This is a genomic window from Paenibacillus sp. FSL P4-0081 (assembly GCF_000758565.1).
GTDB lineage: Bacteria > Bacillota > Bacilli > Paenibacillales > Paenibacillaceae > Paenibacillus_AQ > Paenibacillus_AQ phytohabitans.
Genome location: NZ_CP009280.1, coordinates 8366465 through 8389414 on the forward strand (window position 1 = coordinate 8366465; position 22950 = coordinate 8389414).

The 22950-nt window shown below is 52.2% G+C and carries 21 protein-coding genes; 4 read left to right on the forward strand and 17 right to left on the reverse strand.

The features are described from left to right. Positions 1–2: 2 nt before the first annotated feature. Positions 3–800 carry a hypothetical protein gene (locus P40081_RS35785; protein WP_042140575.1) on the reverse strand — a complete coding sequence of 266 codons (798 nt, stop codon included), beginning with the start codon at positions 798–800 and terminating at the stop codon, positions 3–5. A gap of 218 nt (positions 801–1018) precedes the next feature. Here P40081_RS35785 and P40081_RS35790 point away from each other — a divergent pair, with 218 nt between their 5' ends. Continuing rightward, positions 1019–1276 carry a helix-turn-helix domain-containing protein gene (locus P40081_RS35790; protein ID WP_231575258.1) on the forward strand — a complete coding sequence of 86 codons (258 nt, stop codon included), beginning with the start codon at positions 1019–1021 and terminating at the stop codon, positions 1274–1276. Positions 1277–1483: 207 nt separating this feature from the next. Here the strand turns inward: P40081_RS35790 and rlmH are convergent, their stop codons facing one another. Together rlmH and P40081_RS35800 are read right to left on the reverse strand one after the other, a co-directional pair. Beyond that, positions 1484–1963, reverse strand: a complete 480-nt coding sequence (rlmH, locus tag P40081_RS35795; RefSeq protein WP_039295905.1) for a 23S rRNA (pseudouridine(1915)-N(3))-methyltransferase RlmH — start codon at positions 1961–1963, stop codon at positions 1484–1486. Between the two features lie 280 nt (positions 1964–2243). Further along, a complete protein-coding gene (locus P40081_RS35800) occupies positions 2244–2603 on the reverse strand; it encodes an ArsR/SmtB family transcription factor (protein WP_042140576.1) in 360 nt (119 codons plus the stop codon). Positions 2604–2798: 195 nt separating this feature from the next. Between P40081_RS35800 and P40081_RS35805 the strand changes: the two genes are divergently transcribed. Further along, positions 2799–4211, forward strand: coding sequence for an MFS transporter (locus P40081_RS35805; RefSeq protein WP_042140577.1), 1413 nt, complete (start codon positions 2799–2801; stop codon positions 4209–4211). Between the two features lie 80 nt (positions 4212–4291). On the opposite strand, the gene P40081_RS37135 is transcribed toward P40081_RS35805, so the two are convergent. Together P40081_RS37135 and P40081_RS35810 are read right to left on the reverse strand one after the other, a co-directional pair. Continuing rightward, positions 4292–4459, reverse strand: coding sequence for a CxxH/CxxC protein (locus P40081_RS37135; protein WP_063776434.1), 168 nt, complete (start codon positions 4457–4459; stop codon positions 4292–4294). A 103-nt stretch (positions 4460–4562) separates the two neighbouring features. After that, positions 4563–6347 carry a M3 family oligoendopeptidase gene (locus P40081_RS35810; RefSeq protein ID WP_042140578.1) on the reverse strand — a complete coding sequence of 595 codons (1785 nt, stop codon included), beginning with the start codon at positions 6345–6347 and terminating at the stop codon, positions 4563–4565. A 187-nt stretch (positions 6348–6534) separates the two neighbouring features. Here P40081_RS35810 and P40081_RS35815 point away from each other — a divergent pair, with 187 nt between their 5' ends. Then, the gene (locus tag P40081_RS35815; RefSeq protein WP_042140579.1) at positions 6535–7872 is read left to right on the forward strand and encodes a DUF2252 domain-containing protein; all 1338 of its coding nucleotides are present in this window, start codon (positions 6535–6537) and stop codon (positions 7870–7872) included. A gap of 430 nt (positions 7873–8302) precedes the next feature. On the opposite strand, the gene cydC is transcribed toward P40081_RS35815, so the two are convergent. From cydC to P40081_RS35850, 7 genes are all read right to left on the reverse strand, one after another. Further along, positions 8303–10087 (reverse strand): thiol reductant ABC exporter subunit CydC, encoded by a 1785-nt coding sequence (gene cydC, locus P40081_RS35820; RefSeq protein WP_042140580.1) that lies wholly within the window; start codon positions 10085–10087, stop codon positions 8303–8305. Further along, positions 10084–11847 (reverse strand): thiol reductant ABC exporter subunit CydD, encoded by a 1764-nt coding sequence (cydD, locus tag P40081_RS35825; protein WP_042140581.1) that lies wholly within the window; start codon positions 11845–11847, stop codon positions 10084–10086. Before cydD ends, cydC begins: the two co-directional genes overlap by 4 nt. Further along, positions 11847–12860 (reverse strand): cytochrome d ubiquinol oxidase subunit II, encoded by a 1014-nt coding sequence (gene cydB / locus P40081_RS35830; protein WP_039295886.1) that lies wholly within the window; start codon positions 12858–12860, stop codon positions 11847–11849. The genes cydD and cydB overlap by 1 nt, the downstream gene beginning before the upstream one ends. A 3-nt stretch (positions 12861–12863) precedes the next feature. Beyond that, positions 12864–14252, reverse strand: a complete 1389-nt coding sequence (locus P40081_RS35835) for a cytochrome ubiquinol oxidase subunit I (protein ID WP_042140582.1) — start codon at positions 14250–14252, stop codon at positions 12864–12866. Positions 14253–14475: 223 nt separating this feature from the next. After that, complete coding sequence (locus tag P40081_RS35840) at positions 14476–14706, reverse strand: cold-shock protein (RefSeq protein WP_039295880.1); 231 nt, start codon at positions 14704–14706, stop codon at positions 14476–14478. A gap of 92 nt (positions 14707–14798) precedes the next feature. Continuing rightward, entirely contained in the window at positions 14799–14999 is a 201-nt protein-coding gene (locus tag P40081_RS35845) for a cold-shock protein (protein WP_019914582.1), read from the reverse strand. A gap of 394 nt (positions 15000–15393) precedes the next feature. Continuing rightward, a complete protein-coding gene (locus tag P40081_RS35850; RefSeq protein WP_039295871.1) occupies positions 15394–16641 on the reverse strand; it encodes a S1C family serine protease in 1248 nt (415 codons plus the stop codon). 383 nt (positions 16642–17024) lie between these two features. On the opposite strand from P40081_RS35850, the gene P40081_RS35855 reads away from it, so the two are divergent. Beyond that, the gene (locus tag P40081_RS35855) at positions 17025–17231 is read left to right on the forward strand and encodes a hypothetical protein (protein ID WP_039295868.1); all 207 of its coding nucleotides are present in this window, start codon (positions 17025–17027) and stop codon (positions 17229–17231) included. Here P40081_RS35855 and P40081_RS35860 read toward each other — a convergent pair. The 5 genes from P40081_RS35860 to yycF form a co-directional block, all read right to left on the reverse strand. Then, a complete protein-coding gene (locus P40081_RS35860; protein ID WP_042140583.1) occupies positions 17200–18006 on the reverse strand; it encodes an MBL fold metallo-hydrolase in 807 nt (268 codons plus the stop codon). The two genes, P40081_RS35855 and P40081_RS35860, sit on opposite strands and share 32 nt — an antisense overlap. Before the next feature lie 16 nt (positions 18007–18022). Beyond that, the gene (gene yycI, locus P40081_RS35865; protein ID WP_039295862.1) at positions 18023–18763 is read right to left on the reverse strand and encodes a two-component system regulatory protein YycI; all 741 of its coding nucleotides are present in this window, start codon (positions 18761–18763) and stop codon (positions 18023–18025) included. Positions 18764–18976: 213 nt separating this feature from the next. Beyond that, positions 18977–20269 carry a YycH family regulatory protein gene (locus P40081_RS35870; protein ID WP_042140585.1) on the reverse strand — a complete coding sequence of 431 codons (1293 nt, stop codon included), beginning with the start codon at positions 20267–20269 and terminating at the stop codon, positions 18977–18979. Then, the gene (walK, locus tag P40081_RS35875) at positions 20266–22098 is read right to left on the reverse strand and encodes a cell wall metabolism sensor histidine kinase WalK (RefSeq protein ID WP_042140586.1); all 1833 of its coding nucleotides are present in this window, start codon (positions 22096–22098) and stop codon (positions 20266–20268) included. The genes P40081_RS35870 and walK overlap by 4 nt, the downstream gene beginning before the upstream one ends. Then, on the reverse strand, positions 22098–22829 hold the full coding sequence (yycF, locus tag P40081_RS35880; protein WP_039295853.1) for a response regulator YycF: 732 nt from the start codon (positions 22827–22829) through the stop codon (positions 22098–22100). Before yycF ends, walK begins: the two co-directional genes overlap by 1 nt. Positions 22830–22950 lie beyond the last annotated feature (121 nt).

Consider the following 22950-nt stretch of genomic DNA (forward strand, 5'->3'; position numbering starts at 1 on the left):
ATTCACCCCTTAATTAACGCCTGAACCTCGTTCACCTGCTCCACCGTTGCCCAATCGCGTAACGATTCAAAGAGCGCCAGACTTCTAGTAGAATGACTGTCGTTCCCCGACCGATAGGCCAGCCTCACTGCTTGCAGTATCTGCTCCAGTGCTTCCACCATTCTTCCCGCCCGCTTATAGTACAGCGCCAATTGATAACTGAAGCGATAAAAGTGTACTAGATTGCCCTCATCCTCATATGTGCAGAATTCAGCCGCATGCTCCGCGAACATTATCAGCAACTCGTCCACATCCAGCCCATACCGCAGCGCAGCCTGCAGAATCACATCCAATCCGGGCAGTACTTCTTCTGGATTCTCTTGCAGAAAGGCAGTATAAGAAGTCAGAACCCCCACCCGTCCAGACATAAGTTCAAGTGCATATCCGTTTGCTTGTGCCAGAAATCTGAATTCCTCTACAACTTCCAGCCCGTCCTCACCTAGATCCTCCAACCATCCCAACTCGGCATACTTATCTATGTATACCTGTGCTTCCTCATAGTTCTCTTTCGTTTGATAAGCCATCCCCCGAGTCAGATAACTGAATCCGTAATAATAAACCAGTGGATGCTCTAGCCCGATTGTTATCAATGGCGAAGACTTAGCCTTCCGATACTGCTGTTCCTGATACAAGTACTGCACACATTCATACAAAATCTCCGATGTCTCAATGACTTTGTCCCACTTCTCCAAGCGGCAAGCCATCTCTATCATCTCCACAATAACATCAAGGTTGAGTGATTTTAGAAAGGATGAGCGCACGGGTAGGGCCTCCTTTAGACTATAAGAATAATTTTTATTTTATGAAGGTACATTATCTGTGCGGTATGTTTTGGGCTGAGCAAATTTGAATCATAGAGAAACTACAGGGAAGTGCAGAACAGGGTCGAAATATGTATATATTTTACTTTTTGTTGAATACTTTATCTGTCACGACCATTATATCAGATTGATAATGGACTTAAAAGGGGTTAATTTCCTTGAGCGATCCGTCCAACATCATTAAGCAGATAATCGGAAAAACCTTTAAAGCTATACGTATCAAACAAGGTTTAAGCCAAGAAGATCTGGCCCATGAATGCAATGTCGACCGATCCTACATTTCCATGATTGAGGTTGGCAGAAATGAGCCTTCCGTCACGAAAATATTTGATCTCTGCAAGGGACTGAAAATCAAACCATCTGATTTTTTCAAGCTGATTGAGATAGAGTATGAGAAAGTGCAAGAGAACGAGTGAACAAAAATAAGAGCGGTGCATGAAGCTGTTTAGCTTATGTTCCGCTCTTACTGTTATTAAGGGAATTAAAGAGGCTTCATAGATATTGGCGTCCTACTTGTTTTAACGGTAAATACACATCGTTCCTGCCAGAGTGTGACATACCCTGCCCCTTTTAGTGATGATGTAGATAGAGGCTCCTGCAGGTTTCTCTTCAAAAACTTCCCCCTACTTATGATACGGTTCCCCCCGATTGATCTTCACCGCCCGGTAAACCTGCTCCACCAGCACCAGCCGCATGAGCTGATGGGGCAGCGTCATTCGGCCGAAGCTCATGCGCTGCTGGGCGCGGCGCATCACCTCATCGGAGAGCCCGTGGCTCCCTCCGATGACGAAGACGACATGGCTCGTCCCGTAGGTGCCGAGCCGGTCGATCTCGGCGGCAAGCTCTTCCGAGCTCCAGAGCTTGCCGTCGATCGCGAGCGCAATAACATGCGCCTCGCTCTTGATATGCGCGAGGATACGCTCGCCCTCGCGCACCTTCACCTGAACAACCTCCGCATCGCTGAGGTTGTCAGGTGCTTTCTCATCCGCCACCTCAATCATCTGGAACTTGAGGTATGGCGTCAGCCGCTTGGCATATTCTGCGATGCCGCTGACCAAATACTTTTCCTTCAATTTGCCTACGCCGATAATCTGAATGAACATGTCTTCCTCCTGTGGGTTATGCTTCTATATACACCTGACCATTCGCTGAGGTTCCAGAAGCCCCCTGAGTTTGCCTTCGCCGATCAAGAGGGCTCCATAATAGTGTTCCTCGGCTCAATCACCGTTATCTCATTATATAAACAGCAAAAGGACGTATCCGCTACGTCCTTTCTGCTTAAGGTTATCCTCTATGTTCTACCACATTTCCGGGTAAAAATAAACCGGAATCCGCCTTTACTATTCCTGTCTCCTAGCTCTTTCAGCTATCTTACTGCTCGCGCTACCCCTGCTCTTCCGTCACTTGCTCCTGCTCCCCGAATCCCTCACCGGGCTCCGTCTTTTCATACGCCAGCAATATTGAATCCAGAAGCCCAGGGAACCGCTCCTCCAGATCCTCTGTCCGCAGTGACAGAATACGCTGCGTGCCCTGCACCCGCGTATTCACTATGCCGGCTTCGCGCAGTGTCCGGGAATGATGGGTCAGGGTGGACTTGGCAATCGGCACCTTGAAGCTGTTGCAGGCCTGTGCGCCATGTTTGCGGATTTCCGACACGACATATAAACGGACCGGATCGCTAAGCGCATACAGCACAGAGGCGAGCTGAATATCCTTGCGTTCCGGATGATGAAGCTGCTTCATAAGAAAGACTCCTTTGAAATACAAATAGTTGTCATTCATTTATATATTTTAAATCCAGATGATTTGTTTATTTCCTAATTGCATTTTACATCAGCCCATGCTATATTTCAATTGTTCGTAAGTAATCGAACTATAAAATAAAAATGTTTAGTTTTTTATTTTAAATAAGTCCAATAACAAAGGAGTGGCCCTTAAATGACCTCAATACATACATCTGAGGACAGTACAAACGATTCAACCGCTGCTCCGCAGGCAACTCTTCCACGCGAAGGACTGCTGACTCTGCTATTCAGCGTTGCTGTTGTTCTCGTCATTATGAATACAGCGATGTTCAATCTGGCATTGCCTGATGTGACCGAGACCTTCGGCATCACAGCAGCATCCGCCTCCTGGATTGTTACCGGGTATTCCATCATGTTCTCTATTGCCTCAATCACATACAGCCGGCTCTCTGACTTCCTGCCGATCCGCCGGCTGCTGGTTATCGGGCTGCTCACACTAGGGCTTGCCGCGGTGGCCGGCTTCTTCAGCACCAACTTTATCTTCCTGCTTATTGTGCGCATTCTGCAGGCGTCGGGAGCAGGCGCTGTCATGTCCTTGTCGCTCGTCCTATTCACCCGTTATGTCCCGCAGGCCCGCCGCGGCAAAGCAATGGCAACGATCATGTCGGCCGTCTCGCTGGGCCTGGGACTCGGGCCGGTAGCCGGGGGTTCCATTGTTGAGTATCTCGGCTGGACCTGGCTGTTCGCGGTCACGGCAGCTATTCTGCTCCTGGTGCCGCTGTTCCTGATCCTTCTGCCTAAGGAAGTTCCCACCCGGGGCTCCTTCGACATCCTGGGCGGAGTGTTCCTCGGTGTCGGCACCACCGGTCTACTGCTGTTCCTGACCAGCGGACTGTGGGTTGCCCTGATCGCCGGAATAGTAGCAATTATCTTGTTTGTCGGCCGCATCCGTACCACTCCTGATCCATTCGTGATGCCGGCGCTGTTCCGTAACCGGTCCTATCTCGTGCTGGCTCTGGTTGGTGTCGCCTCCTACCTGTGCAGCTTCGCCACCTTGTTCCTGCTGCCGCAGATTCTGGTTCACCGCTTCGGCTTCAGCGCCAGCCATGCCGGACTGGTAATCTTCCCCGGCTCGCTGCTGGCGATCTTCGTCTCCCGCACCGTGGGGCGGATCATTGACCGCTACGGCAATGCCGGAATTCTGCGCCTGGCACCGTTCCTGGTACTGGCCGCGACCGTACTGTTCGCCTTGTTCGCCGGGCGGTCGTGGGTTGCTGTCATGCTCGTCTATATGATTATGAGTCTCTCGTTCACCGTACTGTCCAGCAGCGTATCGAACGAAATCTCGCGCATTCTGCCTGCTTCGCAGATTGGCTCCGGAATGGGGCTGTTCCAGCTGCTGCAGTTCTTCAGCGGAGCCTTCAGCGTGGCGATGGCCGCAAGCGCCCTGGAATGGCAACGTGGTCTACCGCTCCAGACGGCTTACTCCAACATCTACTGGGGATTATCCATTGCGGCAATCGTCGCGATTGTATCAGCCTTTATATATGGGCGCAGCAGCCAGAGCAGCTCGCTGGCCGAAATGGCGGAAGCAGCAGACGCCTAACATTAAGTAATGTTTATGCCGGAAAGCCCAAACACCCCGCAGCCTTCACGGCTACAGGGTGTTTTTAATTACAGCAGTCCTCAGACCACCAGATATTCCGCATTCTGCTCGCATTCCGCACATTTCGCCGGCGGGTCCCAGTCCGAGAACTCCGTCTCCTTCAGATCCACTACATCGGGTGCATCCTCGTATTCGTCCACAAATTTGTCGATGGCCAGCTCTACGTGTTCCTTACACACTACATACATTCAATCAAGCATCCCTTTCTGTGCCGCTTCGGTGTATACTTCTACTACTGTTCTACCACATTTCCCGGCAAAAAGGAACCTTCCGCAGCGCAAAATCCCCGCCTTATTCCCGCCCTGTAAACTTATCAATATCTCCGGCAATCAGCCCGAGCGCATCCTGCCAGAATGCCAGTGAATGTACATCGATATCCATCAGCTTTGCGGCATCCGCAATACTCCGGGTACTGCTGGCTGAGAGGAACTGCTCATAGCGCTCTACGAAGGCTCCGCCCCGCTTCTTGTACTGCGCATACAGGCCTTTGGAAAATAATAATCCGAAGGAATACGGGAAGTTCAAGAACTCATTACCCGCCATATAATACCCGGCTTTGCTGATCCACTGGTAAGGATGAATCGAGTCCGGCAGCACACTTTCACCGTAAGCCGCATACATGGATTCCAGCATCAGCGAGTTCAGCTCCTCCACAGACAGAGCACCGGACTTCCTGCGGGCATATAACCCGCTCTCGAAGCCATACCGGGCATAGAAATCAACGATATAATACCCGGCATCCGAGAGACTCCGCTCCAGTATGGCAGCCGCTTCACCCGCAGGCAGAGACTGAAGCAGCTCCACATGAATCAGACTCTCACAAAAAATCGACGCCGTCTCGGCAATCGGAACCGGATATTCCGTGTTAACCATCGTTTCCCCAGCTAAGCGGCTGCTGTGGTACGCATGACCGATCTCGTGGGCCAGCACGCTCACATCTATATAATTGCCATTGAAGCTGGTAATGATCCGGCTCTCCCCAACCGGGAAAATATCAACGCACATCCCGAAGTTGCCTTTACCGCTCCGCGGCTCGGCATCGATCCAGCGCTGCTCAAACACCTTACGGGCGAACGCGCCAAGCTCCGGGCTGAACCTGCTGAAGCCGGCAATAATCATCGCCTGGGCCTCAGCATAAGTGATGCGTTCCGCAGCAGCTTCCGCCGTCCCGACAGGCGCAAAAACATCACAAAACGGCAGCCCTCCCGCATGCCCCAGCAATTCCGCCTTTTTGGCATAATAGCGCTGAAAGTCCGGCAGGCTCTCTTCGATGGCCTGAAGCATCACCTGAAGTGTCTCCTGATCCATCCGCGATGCTTCCAGCACTTTATGCAGTGGTGAAGCATATCCTCTCAGCTCATAGACGGCCGCAGCCTCCCCGGTTACGGCATTAATGCAGGCTGCACTCTGCTCAGCTACACTGCGGCAGGCCTCATGCTCCGCTTCTGCCGCCGCCCGGCGTACCGCAGGATCGGGATCATAGGCGAGATTGCGCAGCTCGGCAAGCGACACACTCCGGCTCATCCCGTCCAGCTCTGCATCGACCCGCAAGGTAGACAACGTCTGCATGTACAGCCGCTCCCAAGCCCTGGACCCCGTCGCCTGCATCCGGGCAATCACTGCTTCGCCTTCCTCGCTGAGTAAATGCTGCGATTGGCCCTGCAGCCTGCGCAAGTAGAAGCCGTGCTGCTCCAGATAAGCGCTCGACCCGATACTCCGCTCCAGTTCCTCTGCGCTTACCTTCGCCAGCCATTTACTGAAGCTGACTAAAGCTTCACCCGCACCGTAAGTAACCTCCTCCAGCTCATCCATCAGATTAACGGCTTCCGTATTACTGCTGTCTGCGCTGAATCTTAATTCCGCGTAGCTGAACAAGCGAAGATATATATGTTGATAAGCATTATATTGTCTAAGGAACTCTCCCATCACACTAGCAGCATCCTGAGCACTATTCATCTGCGAGGCTGACCATGTATTCAGCTCCCCGGCAAGTGTCTCCACCAGCCTGCGGTCCTGCTGAAATTGCTCCGACTGGAAGGAGGGATAGATTCGGTCCAGATCCCATGTTAATTGCATCTTCTAACATCCCCTTATCTATAGTCGCAGGAACAATTCATCCTCACATGCTTCCACCCCGTCCCGCCATAATCCTTGCTGCAAAATCCATTTCAGTATATCACGCCTGCCAAATTAGAAGTCCATGGAAATATTAGTTATAATCAACTATACCAAGCCATAACCGATTTCCGGAAAGGAGCACCGCATGGTTAACCAGTCTATTACCGAAGGAGTCATACGTACACGTTCAAAGCTGCGCAAGGATTTGCTGGTTTCTATTTTTGACGAGTTCGACGGCAGCATCATGGCCCTATCTCCTGACCGGAGAACGGAGAAATATACCAAAATGGCGCAAAATGCCTTTTCCTTCTACCGGGGCAGCGCCTATCTGTTTTATTTTGACACGACAAGGCAGTACTTCCCTTACCACAGCTCACCCGGGCGCCCTACATGGATTCAAGGGGACCTGCATTTCGAGAACTTCGGCGCTTTCCGCAGTGAAGACGGGGAGATTGTGTATGATGTGAATGATTTTGACGAGGGGTATGTCGGCTCTTATCTGTACGATCTGCTGCGGATGGCGGTCAGTATTGCGCTTGCCGGCAGGCAGCTCGGGCTGGGTCAGACAGAACAGCTTAAGCTGAGCCGGAGTTATGCGGAGGCGTATTACCGTCAAATTCACCGCTTTTGTGATGGTAAAGACAATCCCGGAAATTTCGTCCTGGATGAGGATACGGCCAAAGGCCCCGTCAAGAAGCTGCTCCGCAAGCTGGAGAAACGCCGGCAGAGTCATTTCCTGGAGAAGGTCACTGCCCAGATGCAGACTAGCCGGGTATTCCTCGAGACCTCGGAGCTGCTGATTCCCGGAGCTGCCGAGCAGGCACAGCTGGAGCTGGCCTGGAGCTTCTATACACAGACAGTGGTTACGCGCAGCCTGAACGAGGAGCATTTCCGGATCAAGGACATCGCGGTCAAACGCGGCTCGGGAACGGCTTCCATCGGACTGGACCGCTATTATATTCTCATTGAAGGCGGCATGGAGCAGGCCGGAACCGACGATACGGTACTTGAGGTCAAAGAAGTCCGTGTTCCCGTTCCCGCCTATTTTCTGCCCTACTCGGATTCGTTCTGGCAATCCTTTGCCCATCAGGGCAAACGTGTATCCGCGACCCAGCAGGCGATGCACCACAAGGCGGATCCCTACCTCGGCTTCTTAACGATGGACGGCCGGGAGTTCTATGTCAGAGAGCGTTCCCCGTACAAAAAAAGTCTGAAGCTGGAGAATATCGCTGACATGGACGAGCTGACCGCAGTTATCCAGCAGATGGGCAGCCTGACCGCCAAAATGCATGCCCGCGCCGACGCCGATGTCGACAAGGGTATTCTCGACTATCACAGTGAGCAGGAGATCGCCAAGGCCATGGGTCCCGATTCTGATGCCTTTGCCCGTTATATCGCAGAATGGGCTTACGGCTATGCCGGGCAGGTAGAGAAAGACTATGCCATGTTCGCGGATTGGGTGTCGGAGCGGTACGGTATATAACGGGCAGGTACTACCTCAGATTAATCGCAGTGAATTCTACTTTTGACAATCGCTTGTTGAAGCGCAGCAGAGATACAGCTATCCCGCTTTCTTTACATCTGTTGCGCTTTAACTGCACTTCGTACAACTAAAAAGTCTGTTTTCCGCCCCGGCATCCGTTTAATTGTATTCTGTACACTTAAGCGGCCTTATAATGACCGCATTAACGAATTCGGGCTAATTTAGTTGTATGAACTACAGTTATAGTCTGCAAGTAGACCTTATCGCTGTTTTTAATTGCATATTGTACAGCTATCCCGGAGATTCCGTTTGAATACCCTTCCTCCCAATGGAGGATTTACTTTAAAAAGATCAAAAAAGCTCTCTCTACCCGGCAACCGGGCGGAAAGAGCTTCTTGATCTATCCATATTTATTTGCCGTCCGCAACATTTATGAATTGAGTTGACTCGGCCGGTCCAGCTCATACAGCTTGCGGTAACGCGGTTCCCGCTCCATCAGCTCCGCATGGGTGCCGCGCATCTCCACCAGGCCATTCTCCATGAAAATAACCTCGTCCATCTGCTCCGCACCCACCAGATGATGGGTAACCCAGATCAGCGTCTTGCCCGCCATCGCCTCGAACATGGTGGCCAGCAGCTCGCGCTCCGTGCGCGGGTCAAGGCCTACCGTTGGCTCATCGAGCACAACAACCGGCGTATTCTGCAGCAGAATACGGGCCAGTGCGATCCGCTGGCGCTCTCCGCCGGAGAAGCGCTGCCCTGCTTCGCGTACCGGAGTGTTATAGCCCTCCGGCAGCGAAGAGATCAATGGATCCAGCTTCGCCAGGGCTGCCGCCTGCTTAACCGCTGCCTCCGAAGCACCCGGGTCCCCGAGCCGGATATTGTTCGCCACCGTGGTGTCGAACAGATGCGGGCTCTGGTTCAGCACGGCGATGAGCTGCGGAATCTGCTCACCGTAAGCCGCAGCGTCAATTCCGTTAATCGTGGCTGAGCCGATGGTTGGCGTGATTACGCCTTGTACCATCTTGAGCAGCGTCGATTTACCGGCTCCGCTGCGGCCAATCACGGCAACCTTCCGGCCCTGCGGCAGGTTCAGCACCATATTCTGCACTGACCAGTCGTCTCCCGCCGCATAGCGGTAGCCCGCCGACTTCAGTTCAATATGGGCCTGACCGCTGGCCTGAATCACCTGCACAGCGGCAGCCGCCTTCGCTTTGGTTTCTGCATTCTTGGCTGCTTCGGCCGCAAGCGGCACGGCTCCCTCCGCTGCCTCCACCCCATTCAAGCGCTCCATTGAATTCTGGTATTGCGGAATTTTCTCCACGGCCTCCGATACGGGCAGGAAGGCATCCGCTACCGGAAAGACGACGAGCACGAACGCGGCAATCAGCGTTCCGGCAATCGCTCCATCGGCATACTGTCCGCCTGCCCAGTAGAGCAGGGACAGCACGCCAAGCCCGACAACGGCTTGGCCGATGAACATGCGCAGCCGCGCCCAGCGCCGCAGCGCACCGTCCGTCCGGGCGACGGTCTGTTCGTCGGCCTCATAGGTGTCGACGAACTGGCTCTGCCGTCCGCTGATGACCCAGTCGCCCAGACCCAGCACGGCATCGGTCAGCTTCTGATACAGCCGGTTGCGCTCCTGCTTCACCTGACGCTGACGCTTCTGGGTGAACAGCAGGGAGATCAGCGGCAATACGGCCACCAGGATCAGCATGTACAGGCCCATAAGCAGGGCGAACGCCAGATCAAACGTGCCGAGCGAAATAACGGCTACCGCATAGATCAGGAGTGCGATGATGCTCGGAAAGACCGTGCGGAGATACACATTCTGCAGATATTCGATATCGTCGGCCAGCATGCCGAGAATATCCCCGGTCCGAAAGCGCGAGGACAGGAACAAAGCCTGTGGCTCCAGAATGTTGTAGAGCCGGATGCGCATCTTCGAGAGAATGCGCAGAATGGTATCATGTCCTACTAGCCGCTCCACATAGTGGATGACGGCCCGGCTGGTTCCGAACGTGCGCACGCCGACAATTGGTACATAGATCATCAGTATATTTTCCGGCGGAATCGATGCCTTCGAGATCAGGAAGCCTGAGGTATACATCAGGGAAGACGCCGAGAAGATCGTCAGTGCGCCTAATGCAATGATCAGCACGAACCGCCAGAAGTAGGCAGAGTAATAGGGAGCAAACCATCCTTCACGTTTCAATGGATTCCCTCCAATTGACTTTGAATAATCTCATAGTAAGCACCCTTACGGGCTGTCAGCTCGCTGTGTGTGCCTACTTCAGCTACCCGTCCCTGCTGCATGACGACAATCAGATCCATGTCGGTCATCCAGTGCAGGCGGTGCGTAGCCAGGAATACCAGCTTGCCTTCGAACAGCGGCAGCATCGTTTCCTTCAGCTCATATTCTGTCTCAATGTCTAAGTGAGCCGTCGGCTCATCCAGCAGCATAACCGGGCGGCTGCTCAAGAGAGCACGGGCCAGTGCCACACGCTGCTCTTGTCCGCCGCTGAGCGGACGTCCGCCGCCCCCAATCATTTCATCCAAGCCGCCAGGCAGCGAGGATATCAGCTTCGATAATCCGGCAGACTCCAGTGCAGCCGCAACAGCTTCCTGTGTAGCTTCCGGATAATAGAACCGCACATTGTCAGCCAGTGTGCCGCTGAAGATGTAAGGACGCTGCGGGATATAAGCAGTCTGCTTGCGCCACTCCTCATCCGTAAGTGCACTGACCACATTCCCGTTAATCGTGATATTGCCGGAGGTCGGATGAAGGAAGCCGCCCAGGATATCCACGAGTGTAGACTTACCTGCCCCGCTCTCCCCGATAATGCCGATCTTCGCATTTCCGTTCAATTCAAGCTGCACCTCCTCGAGCGAGGATGCACCTTCTTCTTCATATTTGACGCTAACTTCGTTAAGCCGTAAAGAGCTGTTATTGTTCCACGTGAAAAACGCTCCCGGAGCCTTCCCATCTTGTATAGCTTCCTCTTCCCCCGGCTCCAGCAGCTTCGCCTGCACGGTCTCGCGGTCAATAATGCTCTTCATCGCTTCTCCGGCTTCCTTGCCGTCGAGTGTGGCATGGAAGTCCGCGCCCACCAGCCGTACCGGCAGAAAATATTCCGGGGCCAGAATCAGGATTGTTAACCCCGTAACCAGTGTCATCTGCTCATTGACCAGACGCAGCCCAAGGCTTACCGCTACCGATGCCACCGACAGCATGGTGAAGAAGTCCATTGCGAATGAAGACAGGAACGCCACGCGCAGCGTACGCATCGTGGCCGAGCGGTAGCGGTCGCTGACCGCTGCAATACTCTCGCTATGGCTGCGGCTGCGTCCAAGGAATTTCAGGGTTTCCAGCCCGCGCAGCGAATCCACGAAATGATTGGAAAGTGTACGATAGGACTTCAGCTGACGGTCCATCTGCTTGCGGGCCGTCATACCGATCAGAATCATGAAGACAATGATGATCGGCATCGTTAAGGTAAGAATGACACCGCTGGACGTATCCTGGGTATATACATAGACAAGCAGCAGAGCCGGTGTTACTGCCATACCGACCATCCGCGGAATAATCAGTTCCAGGTAAGTGCGGAACTTGGTTACTCCTTCAAGCACAAGTGTGACCACGTTCCCGGTTCCCCGGTCACCTGCCAGCCTCGGTCCCAGCTGGAACAGCTTGTCCATCATTTGTCTCCGCATGCTGCTGCCGGTAGCTTCCGCGAAGCGGTAAGATGTGCGGCTCATCAGCATGGCACAGGCATGGCGCACGAGAAACGCAAGAAGGAACAAGAGCGATTTAGCCCCTTGTTCCTTCAGCGGTTCTCCCGCAAACAGCGCAGAGACAACTTCGGCCAGCGATTTCGCCAGCAGAAGAATGGACAGGCTTTGCACCAGGGTAAGGAAGCCGACAATCAGAAAGACAGGCTTTACTCCTTTGTACCCAAGCAAATTTTTATCCATTAGTATTCAAGATGCTCCTTCTCGTGAACCCGTTTGTGGAAGATGAAATAACTCCAGATCTGATAACCAAGCACGAATGGCAGCAAGGTCAGCGCCACGATCGTCATTACCTTCAGTGAATAGTGGCCGGAAGCCGCATTCGTAATCGTCAGGTTGAACGCCTGATCCAGCGAGCTGATCATCACCCGCGGGAACAGTCCGATGAAGATCGAAGCTACCGACAGCGCCATTACTGCCCCGGTCATTCCGAAGGCATAACCATCCTTCTTCTTGGTCATAAAGTATCCGGAGAGCAGATACGCAACTACGCCTAGAGCAACTACAATCCATAACAGGGTTCCGCGTTTGTCGAAGATATCTGTCATGTTGTACGTCATTATAACGAAGGCCACCAGCAGCACTGCCAGAGGAATCAGCAGTTTCTGGGCCAGCTTACGGGCCCGCTCCTGCAAGTCTCCCAGGGTGCGGAGCGTAGTGAACATCAGTCCATGTACCAGACACAGCAGGACTACTGTAATTCCCGCTACAACTGTATAGGCATTTACGATATCGAAGAAACCGGCATACATCTGCATATCCCCGTCAATCGGCAAGCCTTTGATGAAGCTGGCAAACACCACAGCCAGCAGGAACGGCGGCAGGAAGCTGCCGAAGAAGATGCAGACATCCCAGGTTTTCTGCCACGTCTTCGAATCGCGTTTACCTCTGAATTCAAAGGCAACACCTCGGGCAATCAGCGCCAGCAGAGCGAACACGAACGGGATATAGAATCCGCTGAACAGCGTCGCATACCAATGCGGGAAGGCGGCAAACATCGCGCCCGCTCCCGTAATCAGCCATACCTCATTCGCATCCCAGAACGGCCCGATGGAATTAATCAGTACCCGGCGCTCTGTATCATTCTTGGCCAGAATCTGCGTCTCCATCCCTACACCGAAGTCAAAGCCTTCAAGGAAGAAGAACCCGACAAACAGCACTGCAATCAGCAGAAACCATAATTCATTAAGTGACATGGGTTAGCCCTCCTTGTTATACGGATCGTGGGATTCACCGTGTTCGTTATCCATAGCATAAGGACCTTTTTTGATAACCTTGATGAACAGGCCGATCATTACCGCACCCAGTATGGCATAGATTGCGGTAAACGAAATCACCGAGAACAGCACCTGTCCGCTTGTAATATTAGGTGATACACTGTCTTCCGTAGTCATAAGTCCGAATACTGTCCATGGCTGACGCCCGATCTCCGTCATAATCCAGCCTGACGTGTTGGCAATCGGCGGAAGCAGCAGCCCCCAGAACATGAACCGCATGAACCAGGTATTGGGTTTGTTCATCTTCTTGCGCCACATGAGGTAGATGGCATACACGCCAAGTGCAATCATTAGCGAGCCTGCCGCAACCATGATCCGGAAGCTCCAGAAGGTTGTTTTGACAGGCGGGATATAATCTCCAGGTCCATACGCTAATTCGTACTCCTTCTGGAGCTCCAGCATACCCTTAACTTCACCGGAGAATTTACTGTAAGACAGGAAGCTGAGCAGATACGGAATCTGCACCTCTCCGCTGCTGGTCTGATTCTCTGTATCGATATTAGCAAAGACTGTCCAAGGTGCCGGGTCGCCGCTCTCACCCCATAGCCCTTCAGAAGCAGCCATCTTCATGGGCTGTGTTTCAACCAGATACTGCGCTTGGGCATGTCCGGCAACAGCTACGCCAAATGAAGAGATAATACCGACAATGGCCGCGATCTCGAACGATTTACGGAAAAAGGCCACGTCCTGCTTCTTAAGCAATTTATAAGCACTGATCCCCGTTACCAGGAATGCGCCTGTAGCGTATGCGGCAAGCACTGTATGCGGGAACTCCACCAGCAGCTGACCGTTTGTAATCAGTGCGAAGATATCATTCATTTCAGCCCGTCCGTTGTTGATCTGGAAACCTACCGGATGCTGCATGAACGAGTTGGCGGCCAGAATCCAGAATGCCGAGAGCATCGTTCCGAAGGCTACCAGCCAGATCGATAATAGATGAATACGCTTGGATACTTTATCCCAGCCGAAGATCCAGATTCCGATGAACGTGGACTCCAGGAAGAATGCCAACAAGGCTTCAATAGCTAGCGGGGCTCCAAAAACATCACCGACGAAGCGCGAATAGTCAGACCAGTTCATTCCGAACTGGAACTCCTGCAATATCCCTGTCACTACGCCTACTGCGAAGTTAATGAGGAACAGCTTTCCCCAGAATTGCGCCATTCTTTTGTACTCTTCATTGCCTTTTCTAACGTACATGGTCTCCATAATAGCAATTAAGAGCGCTAGTCCGATTGATACCGGCACAAAGAAATAATGAAAAATCGTCGTCGACGCAAATTGTATACGCGACAGCATTACTGTATCCATATTTCTCCCCTTCCTTCTCCCCATTCGATATGTCTATTCTGTCAAATTTTCAGGGCCTAAAGTGTGATAATTATCACATTATACACCCTGTTTGAGCATGAAATTCAATAAATTTGTGACAAATATCACAATATTACATAAAGAAAGCAAAAAAAATAAGACGGTTTCACCGTCTTGGATTTGTCCATCATTTATAGTTGTCTTGGTTCATAAAGGCATTGGTTTAGGTAATGGAAATACCTTTCTTAAGCGATTTGAGATCGCCATTCGAATTAAGCAATTGCGGCAGCATCTTCATGCTACGAACCATCGGGGAATGACAGAGACGGCAAGAAGGCGCATGCTCAAATGCGAAATTATCCCTCATCCATCCGTTACATCCATCGTTGGTACAGGCCCATATTGCGGTATTTTCTTCCGGTACTTCCTCCAAAGGCTTCTTCCGGTAGTTCATTGCCGTTCCTCCCTTCCTTTATGTTACAAGCTGAGTAACGATAAAAAAAGACCGTCCCAACTTTCACAAGCGGGGACGGTACCTTCTATTAATTACAGTTTTACAACGTTTTCGGCTTGTGGTCCGCGGTTGCCTTGAACAACGTTGAATTCAACGCGTTGGCCTTCGTCCAAAGTTTTGAAGCCGTCGCCAGTGATTGCGCTGAAGTGAACGAATACGTCGCTTCCGCCTTCAACTTCGATGAAACCGAATCCTTTTTCTGCGTTGAACCATTTAACTGTACCTGTTTGCATGTGTGTTACCTCCACAAATTTAAATTAATATGTTCTTTTTATCTTCAGACAAAGAAAAAATTCACACATTGAGAAAGGTTGTGATTCATTTGACAGCCCTTTTCAATGCGAGAATTAGGTATCAATTGTATGAATAATTTCATGTTACCACACCTTATTAACAAAGGCAAGCTGTCCTATCCGAATTTCTCCGTTTTTTCCCTTATAAGGTCTTCTTCCCAATGTAAGGGTTACCAGTTGGTCTAAATAGTAATATTTATAGCCGATATCATTGTTTACCCCATTAATTTGGACTTGAAACGGGCTCCGTCCTCTTAAATTTTGCATAAAAGGACGGCATGAACCGTTTCCGTTATCCTGACTGCCTTATTATTATATACGGCGGCTTCCGGTTTTATTCCTCGGGTTTCTCAAGAAGCTGTACCGTCACCTGCTTCACTTCACCATTGCGGTAAAATGTAATTTGCAGATCATCGCCGATCTTGGTATGGTCGTACAGATATTTGCGCAGGGACAAGGTGGAAGTAATCGATTTATCATCGAACTTGGTAATTACATCATTGAATTGCAGGCCTGCATCCTTTGCCGGACCCACCGCATCCAATACTACAACCCCGTCGGTTACCGTAGTTGGAAGGTTAAGCTCTTTGCGCTGGTCTTCAGCAAGCGGTACATACGGATTATTCAAATCTACAGAGTACACGCCCAGGTAGGAACGGGCAATTTTTCCGTTAGCCGCAAGCTCATCCGCTGTCTCCATTACATGGTTGGCAGGAATCGCGAATCCCAGCCCCTCCACACCCGTATCCGAAATCTTCATCGTGTTGATGCCGATCACTTTGCCGTCCAGGTCAACCAGTGCACCCCCGCTGTTGCCTTCATTAATGGCAGCATCGGTCTGGATAACCTCCTGCTCCCAGTCGTATACCCCATCCTGGTTCAGAGATACCGGGATCGTCCGCTCTGTATTGCTCACAATGCCAGAGGTCAGCGTATCGCCGAGGCCCAGCGGGTTGCCGATCGCAATGACCGTCTCACCCAGACGCAGTTTGGAGGAATCCCCGATCTGCGCAACCGTGTTGATACCTTTGGAATCAATAGAGAGCACTGCGATATCACTCACCTTGTCGGCACCGACCAGCTCTGCTTTGCGGGTAACACCATCCACGGTAACAACCTCCAGCTTGCTGGAGCCTTCAATCACATGATTATTGGTAATGATATATGCCTTATCTTCATCTTTTTTATAGATAACTCCCGATCCTAATGCAGACTCATCGAGAATATTAAGTTCCTTGTTGTCTTCCTTATGGTTAATGATGCTTACTGCCGCCGGGCGGACAAGCGCAGCAGCCTGAATAATCCGGTCAAACGGATCCGCACTGCTCACAGCCACCTTGTCAATGACTGCCGGGGCCTGTGCTTTCTCCTCGGTGAGCTGTCCCGTAACCAGACTGAACAGCAATACAGCCACAACCGCACTGCATACGGAGCTGATCAGCGATACCTGCCATGTTGCCAGCGAACGCCGTGACCTGCGGACAGACCATTTCCCTTCGGCGTATCCTTTGGAGGTACCCTGTTTGCCGGCTCTGCGCCGCGACACCTTGGTTGAATAGAAATCATCATCAAACAATCCCACGTTAAATCCTCTCCCCTCTATTGCCACCGCATTCAAGACCTGAACGCCAAGCAACCACGCCCGAGCTTAACCGCTATATCTCTTAGACTTCACAAAGTGCTAAAAGGTTTCACTTGATTCATTCACCACATTCCTGTGGGTTCTAAGCGCAAGGGGACTCTCCTATTCTTGCAACCTACTAAAAAGTTTATAAGCTTGTATCCGGAATATTTTGCAACCTAAAAGACTACACTAGAATTAGAAGCGGCAACAGCTCATAACTTAAAGGAACGTTCTATATGATTGTATCACAGGCAGCAGCACCGCCCACATTTTTTCTGTGTTAAAAAGATGCGAATTTTTTACATTCCCGCTACAATCCATTTCAAAAGGAGGGCCGGACTATGGAGTCATTCTCAACAAGTATGGACCTGGTACAGTTTATCGGCAAGCTGGGTGATCTTAAGGATGAACACTACCACCTGATTCTTGTCCAAAGTGCGATGATCGAGCTGCTGATTGACAAAGGGCTGTTCTCCCGCCAGGAGCTGGAGCACAAAATCACTGAAGTGGACCGCCTTATGACTGGCTCACCTTATCCCATGGCGTAGGCCGGTCATAATAGGTGTCACAGAGCCTGAACTCGCTGTCTTTGAAGAAGCAGCCCCGGTCCTCCATTGCCCCGCGTACGGACATTTTTGCCAGATCCATCATGTTGTGGTCCCTGCTCAAATGAGCCAGATAGGTGCGTTTGGTCCGCCCCGTCAGAATCTCGCTGAGCGCTGCTCCCGCTGCCTCATTGGACAGATGCCCCAGATCGCCAAGAATCCGCCGCTTCGTATTCCACGGGTAACGTCCCATCCGCAGCATCTCAATATCATGATTCGATTCCAGCACGAGCACATCGGCATCCGATATTGCCGTCCTTACCTTGTCGCTGACATACCCGAGGTCTGTGGCTACGCATAGCTTCTCTTTGCCGTCATAGAAATTGTAGGCTACCGGTTCCGCCGCATCATGGGAAATCGCGAACGACTCTACCCGCATACTGCCGAAATCCCGGTGCTGCCCGGTTTCCATAATGACCCGGTTATGCTCGGGAATCTTGCCGATCCCCTTCTCTATCGCTCCCCAGGTATTGGTATTCGCATAGATCGGAAGATCATATTTGCGCGCCATCGCCCCAAGCCCTTTAATATGATCGGAATGCTCATGGGTCACAAGAATCCCGTCTAACTCTGCTCCTGTCAGCTCACGCATCGCCAGCAGCTCATCTATCCGTTTGGCGCTAAGGCCCGCATCGATCATAAGCGTGGTCTCGCCGTTCCGCACCACCGTCACATTCCCGGTAGAACCGCTGGACAGTACTGTAAATGAAATCCCCATATCTCTCCTGCTCCTTCTACTCTGTTGTCTTGGGACTGATAATGTCCGCACTTATCGCATCCACGTAATAGGCACTGCCGTTCTCCAGCATAAACCGCCACATCGGCGAAGCCACCTGACTCTCGGAATTGAACAATTCGCCGTAATAGCCAAGCTCAATCTCTTTCACCGCAGAATCGGCCGGAAAATACTTCTCGATCAGGCTGCTGAGCGCCTGTGAGGCCGGAAGCACCTTTTGCAGATTATCACTCCGGCTTGCACCGATCTCAATCTGCGGCCAGCGGTACGCCACAATCTTCTGATCGCTGTTGATCAGCTCCAGCCTTACCCTGAACAGCGACCACTTATTGTCCACCAGCGGATGAAGCACGAACTTGCCCACCTCGCTCTCCTGTGAATCAAAGCGGTAATTCGCGATATCTGTTATCTGGCTCTCCAGCAGACTGCTCAGCTCGGAGAACGAGGAATACATCAGCTTGCTGTCGATCGGCTCATTAAGCTTCACCGGCACTTCATTCTGTTCTTCTCCGGAGTAGCGGTACGTGATATCCGGCAGCTGCGGAGTAGCAGCCGGAATCGGACACAGCAGCCGGATGCCCTTCTCCTCCATCACCGCCTGCGTTTCTGCGGACAGGGAAGTGAAATCAAGCCCCGCGCTGACCTGATCGCGCACGTCTATCCATAGCTGATAGCATAGCAGCAGATTCAGCACCAGAAAGGCGTAGATTAATACACTTTTGGCTCTTCCCCAGTCCATACCGTTTCCTCCTCAGATAACAACGTAAGGCTAAGACATCACTACGGTGAATATTTGGACTTCCGGCCGCTGCCCGTCTACAGATTTCTTTAATTCAACCGCTTTTCGCGGTGGGAATCCGCAGACAAAGGCGGTCGCTACCGCTCCTGCAGTTCCAAAATCCCCCTTTGATCCTCAACGCCTTTTGTTAAATCAGCTTTGCTTTCCTCTAATCTAATTCAGCGTCAGCACACTGCCGTCACTGAGCGTCACCCGCCAGACCGGACGAAGCTGTAGCTTCTCCTCAGTCAGCGTAGGCATATAGGCGGGCGTCAGATCGGTAACCCGCAAGGAGCTGCCGATCCGGGCCAGCCGCTGCTTCAGCGCTTCACCCCCGGACAGCTCAACGATTGTTTTCTCGGACTTCTCTTCATCCATATACATCAGGGAGCGCTCATAAGAGGATACGGTCCCCTGCTGCAGCTCCAGATGGATCACACCGTACTGGAGCTGAGGATTACTCATAATCGGATAGGAGCCAGATGGATAGGCACCGTAATATTGCTGAAAGGACACCTTGCGGTCCTGCCGGCCTTCTTCTGTCGCAGCCAGCCTGTAGGTTCCGTTCCAGCCGCCATGGTTATTGACGAATTCCACCGCCTCCAGCGCATCCTTCGCCGGTGTGCTGTCCCCGTCCGGAAGTGCTGCAGGATCACTATAGCTCATCCAGTTCTGCTCCTGGTCCACCTGCAGGCTGCGTTTGCTGTCGGTGTAGATTTTGGAGCCGTCCTTCTCAGGAATATATCTTGTGCTGCCTGCATCGAAGAACAGATTGCTCTGCATTTGCTCAATGGTATACATACCCGCAGGCATCACTACCTCAACCAGCGGAATTGCTGCTTCCGGGACATAATACTCGCCGTTCACAGCGGTATAAGGCGTCAGATTCTTGCCGAAATCCACATGCTGCTGCACATCCTGAACCGTCAGGTCTGCTTTGGCCGCCTCATATACAATATCACCGCGTGTGCTGAAGAAGATGGCATGCGCTTTGGAATCATTTTTGATATTGTAAATCCAGATCCGGTCGATGCTCTCTCCTTCAAACAGCGAATCCGGCGAGATCTGCATCACCCGCTGCAGCAGCGTTACCGGAATGCCTGCCCCGAAGGACAGCTCAATGCCGGAATTCTCACTGCGGATCTTATTCCAGTCGAAATCCTGCACGGAGCGGCGCTGGAAGCTCTCGAAGCTGCGCCCCTTCAGCCGGTTCAGAATCAGATTATAGAAGGTTGAGCTGGGATAGAAAAGCGTGTGCTTGTCCTCTCCCATATGAATGATCATTTTATCCGGGTAGAGCAGGTTCTCCACCTTCTCTTTAGGTCCCATAATATCGGTCTTCACATATTGGCTCTCCGACAATACCGCCGAATCACTGCCCGGCAGCCTGTAAATTAAGTAATAGCTCTCCACAAGGCTTCCGAGTATAAGCAGGAACAGCATCCATGACTTAATTTTCTCCTTCACGCCTCACTCCCCCTATGCTTCATCAAAGGCAGCGTGAACGTTACCAGAGAGCCTTCATTCAGCTCAGACTGCAGGGAAATGGAGCCGCCGTGCGCTTTGACAATTTCCCGGGCAATGGACAGCCCGAGACCCGTTCCGCCCATGTTCCGGGAGCGGGCTTTATCGACCCGGTAAAAGCGTTCGAAGATGCGTTCAATATCTTTCTTCGGAATTCCGATCCCGGAATCGCGTACAGAAACGGCCAGCATGCCGTCCTCAGTCTTATGGGCTTCAAGCCGGATCGTCCCGCCTTCAGGCGTATATTTCAAGGCATTGGAGACCAGGTTGCCCAGCACCTGATCAATCTGATCGCGGTCCAGCCAGGCAGCGGCTACCTCCTTATGCACTCTCGTGCTGATATGAATCCGCTTCTGGCGGATCTGGAAGGAGAAGCGGTCCGCCACATCCTCCAGCATCTCGGAGATATCTGTCTGCTGAATACGCAGACTGGACTCCTTCGAATCCAAGCGTGACAGATGCAGCAGATCGGTGACCAGGCGGATCATCCGCTCCGTTTCGTTGCGGATAACCCCGACGAACCGCACGGCAAGCTGCGGATCATCCAGCGCACCGTCATCCAGCGCCTCCGCATAGCTCTTAATGGTGGTGAGCGGCGTCCGCAGCTCATGCGATACATTCGCTACGAACTCACGGCGCGACTCCTCGAGATTCTCTTGCTCGGTGACATCCTGCAGCACCGCAATCGTCCCGGCGATCCGGCCGCCATCGCGCCGGTGGATCGGGGTGAAGGTGACCCGCACGATATTCGGGTCCTCTCCGCCCATCGGAGACAGATGAAGCATTGCCGACTGCGCATTGCCCTGGGCCAGCGAGCCGGACTGCTCATGGTCAAGGCCGAGCAGCTCATCGAGCGGCGCTCCCTCCGGAAGCGGCCCTTCCGCTCCAAGCATCAGAGCGGCGCGGGTGTTCATCAGAATGACTGCGCCGCTCTCATCTGTCGCTACCACGCCATCACTCATATTCGCGAGGATGGAGGACAGCTTCTCCTTCTCCTCTTCATTCTGCGACAGCGCTTCGCGCAGTCTGTCCGTCATATAGTTGAATGCCTGGCTTAGCTGGCCAATCTCATCGTTACCAAATACGGGAACCTTCCGGTTGAAGCGGCCTTCTGCCACCGCAGTGGCATGCTTGGTCATTTCTTTTATCGGATGGGTAATCGTATGCGCGAGTATAACCCCCAGCACCGCTGTCAGCGCGAGCGCCAGCAGCAGCCCCGAGAGGAAAACGCTGTTAATCCGGCTCATGGTGGCATATAGATCCTTCATATCTGCGGCGATATAGATTGCCCCTACGACCTTATCACCGGAAATCACCGGCTTGGCTACAACCTTCTTGCGCACGTTGTCATCCGCAATGATATATTCCTCGTTGTCACTGATACCCTGCAAGGCACGGCTGACAACCGTCTGCGTATTGCGCCGGCCCACATAATCATTCTGTGAAGGAACAGAGGTGGTAATAATCTTGCCGCTCGCATCCAGCACCTGGATTTCTGCGCCGTTAATATACAGATTGTTCACCATGCCCCGCAGGCTTTCCACAGCAGATTCTTCATCTGCCGTGCCCGTCTCACTCCCGAACTTGTCGGCGGTAAGGATCGAGAGCATCTCTGCACGCGCCTTCAGGTCCTTGGTGAAATTATCGGTCAGGGAATTCTTCATGGAGCTGACAAAGTATACGCCGATCAGCTGCATCGCAATCAGAATCAGCAGCACATAAATTACGATAAGCCTGGCCTGAATCGTCCGGAAAAAGGACAGTGCTTTCATCACAGCCCTCCGCTTTTGGGGCTATGCATCAAATAACCGAGTCCGCGCCGTGTGAATATATATTCCGGCTTGCTGGGATTCTCCTCAATTTTTTCTCTGAGCCGGCGGATCGTTACATCCACAGTCCGCACATCACCGAAATATTCGAAGCCCCAAACGGCCTGCAGCAGATGCTCCCGGGTCATTACTTTACCGGCATGGCGAATCATATAATATAGCAGCTCGTATTCACGGTGCGTCAGATCCAGCGGCTCGCCGTCTTTGTAGACCAAATACATATCCGTATCGATGAATAAGCCGAAATGATATACCCCCTGCTTGCTCTCCACGCTTTCGTTCGGCGTTTCGGATAAGGCCGGCTTATGCTGGCGGCGCATCTGGGCTTTGACTCTGGCCAGCAGCTCACGCGTACTGAACGGCTTAGTTACATAGTCATCGGCGCCCAGCTCCAGGCCCAGCACTTTATCAATTTCTCCGTCCTTGGCGGTCAGCATGATGATCGGAATATCCAGATGTGCAGAGCGCACCTCACGGCACACGTCCATCCCGTCCTTGCCGGGCAGCATCAGGTCTAGCAGCATCAGGTCGGGGCGTCTGGACAGGGCCAGCTCAACCGCACTGTTGCCGTCAAACGCACAGATAACCTCATAGCCCTCTTTTTCCAGATTGAATTTCAATATATCAGCAATAGGTTGTTCATCATCCACTACCAGAATCGTGCCCATTTGCATATGCTCAGCTTCACCTTTCTAACGATACTCAGGTCCTTGATTCCTTTATTTTAACATACCTGTACGGGCGTCACATCTAACTAAATAAAAACCGCCCGAAATTATCCGGACGGCTGGTCAT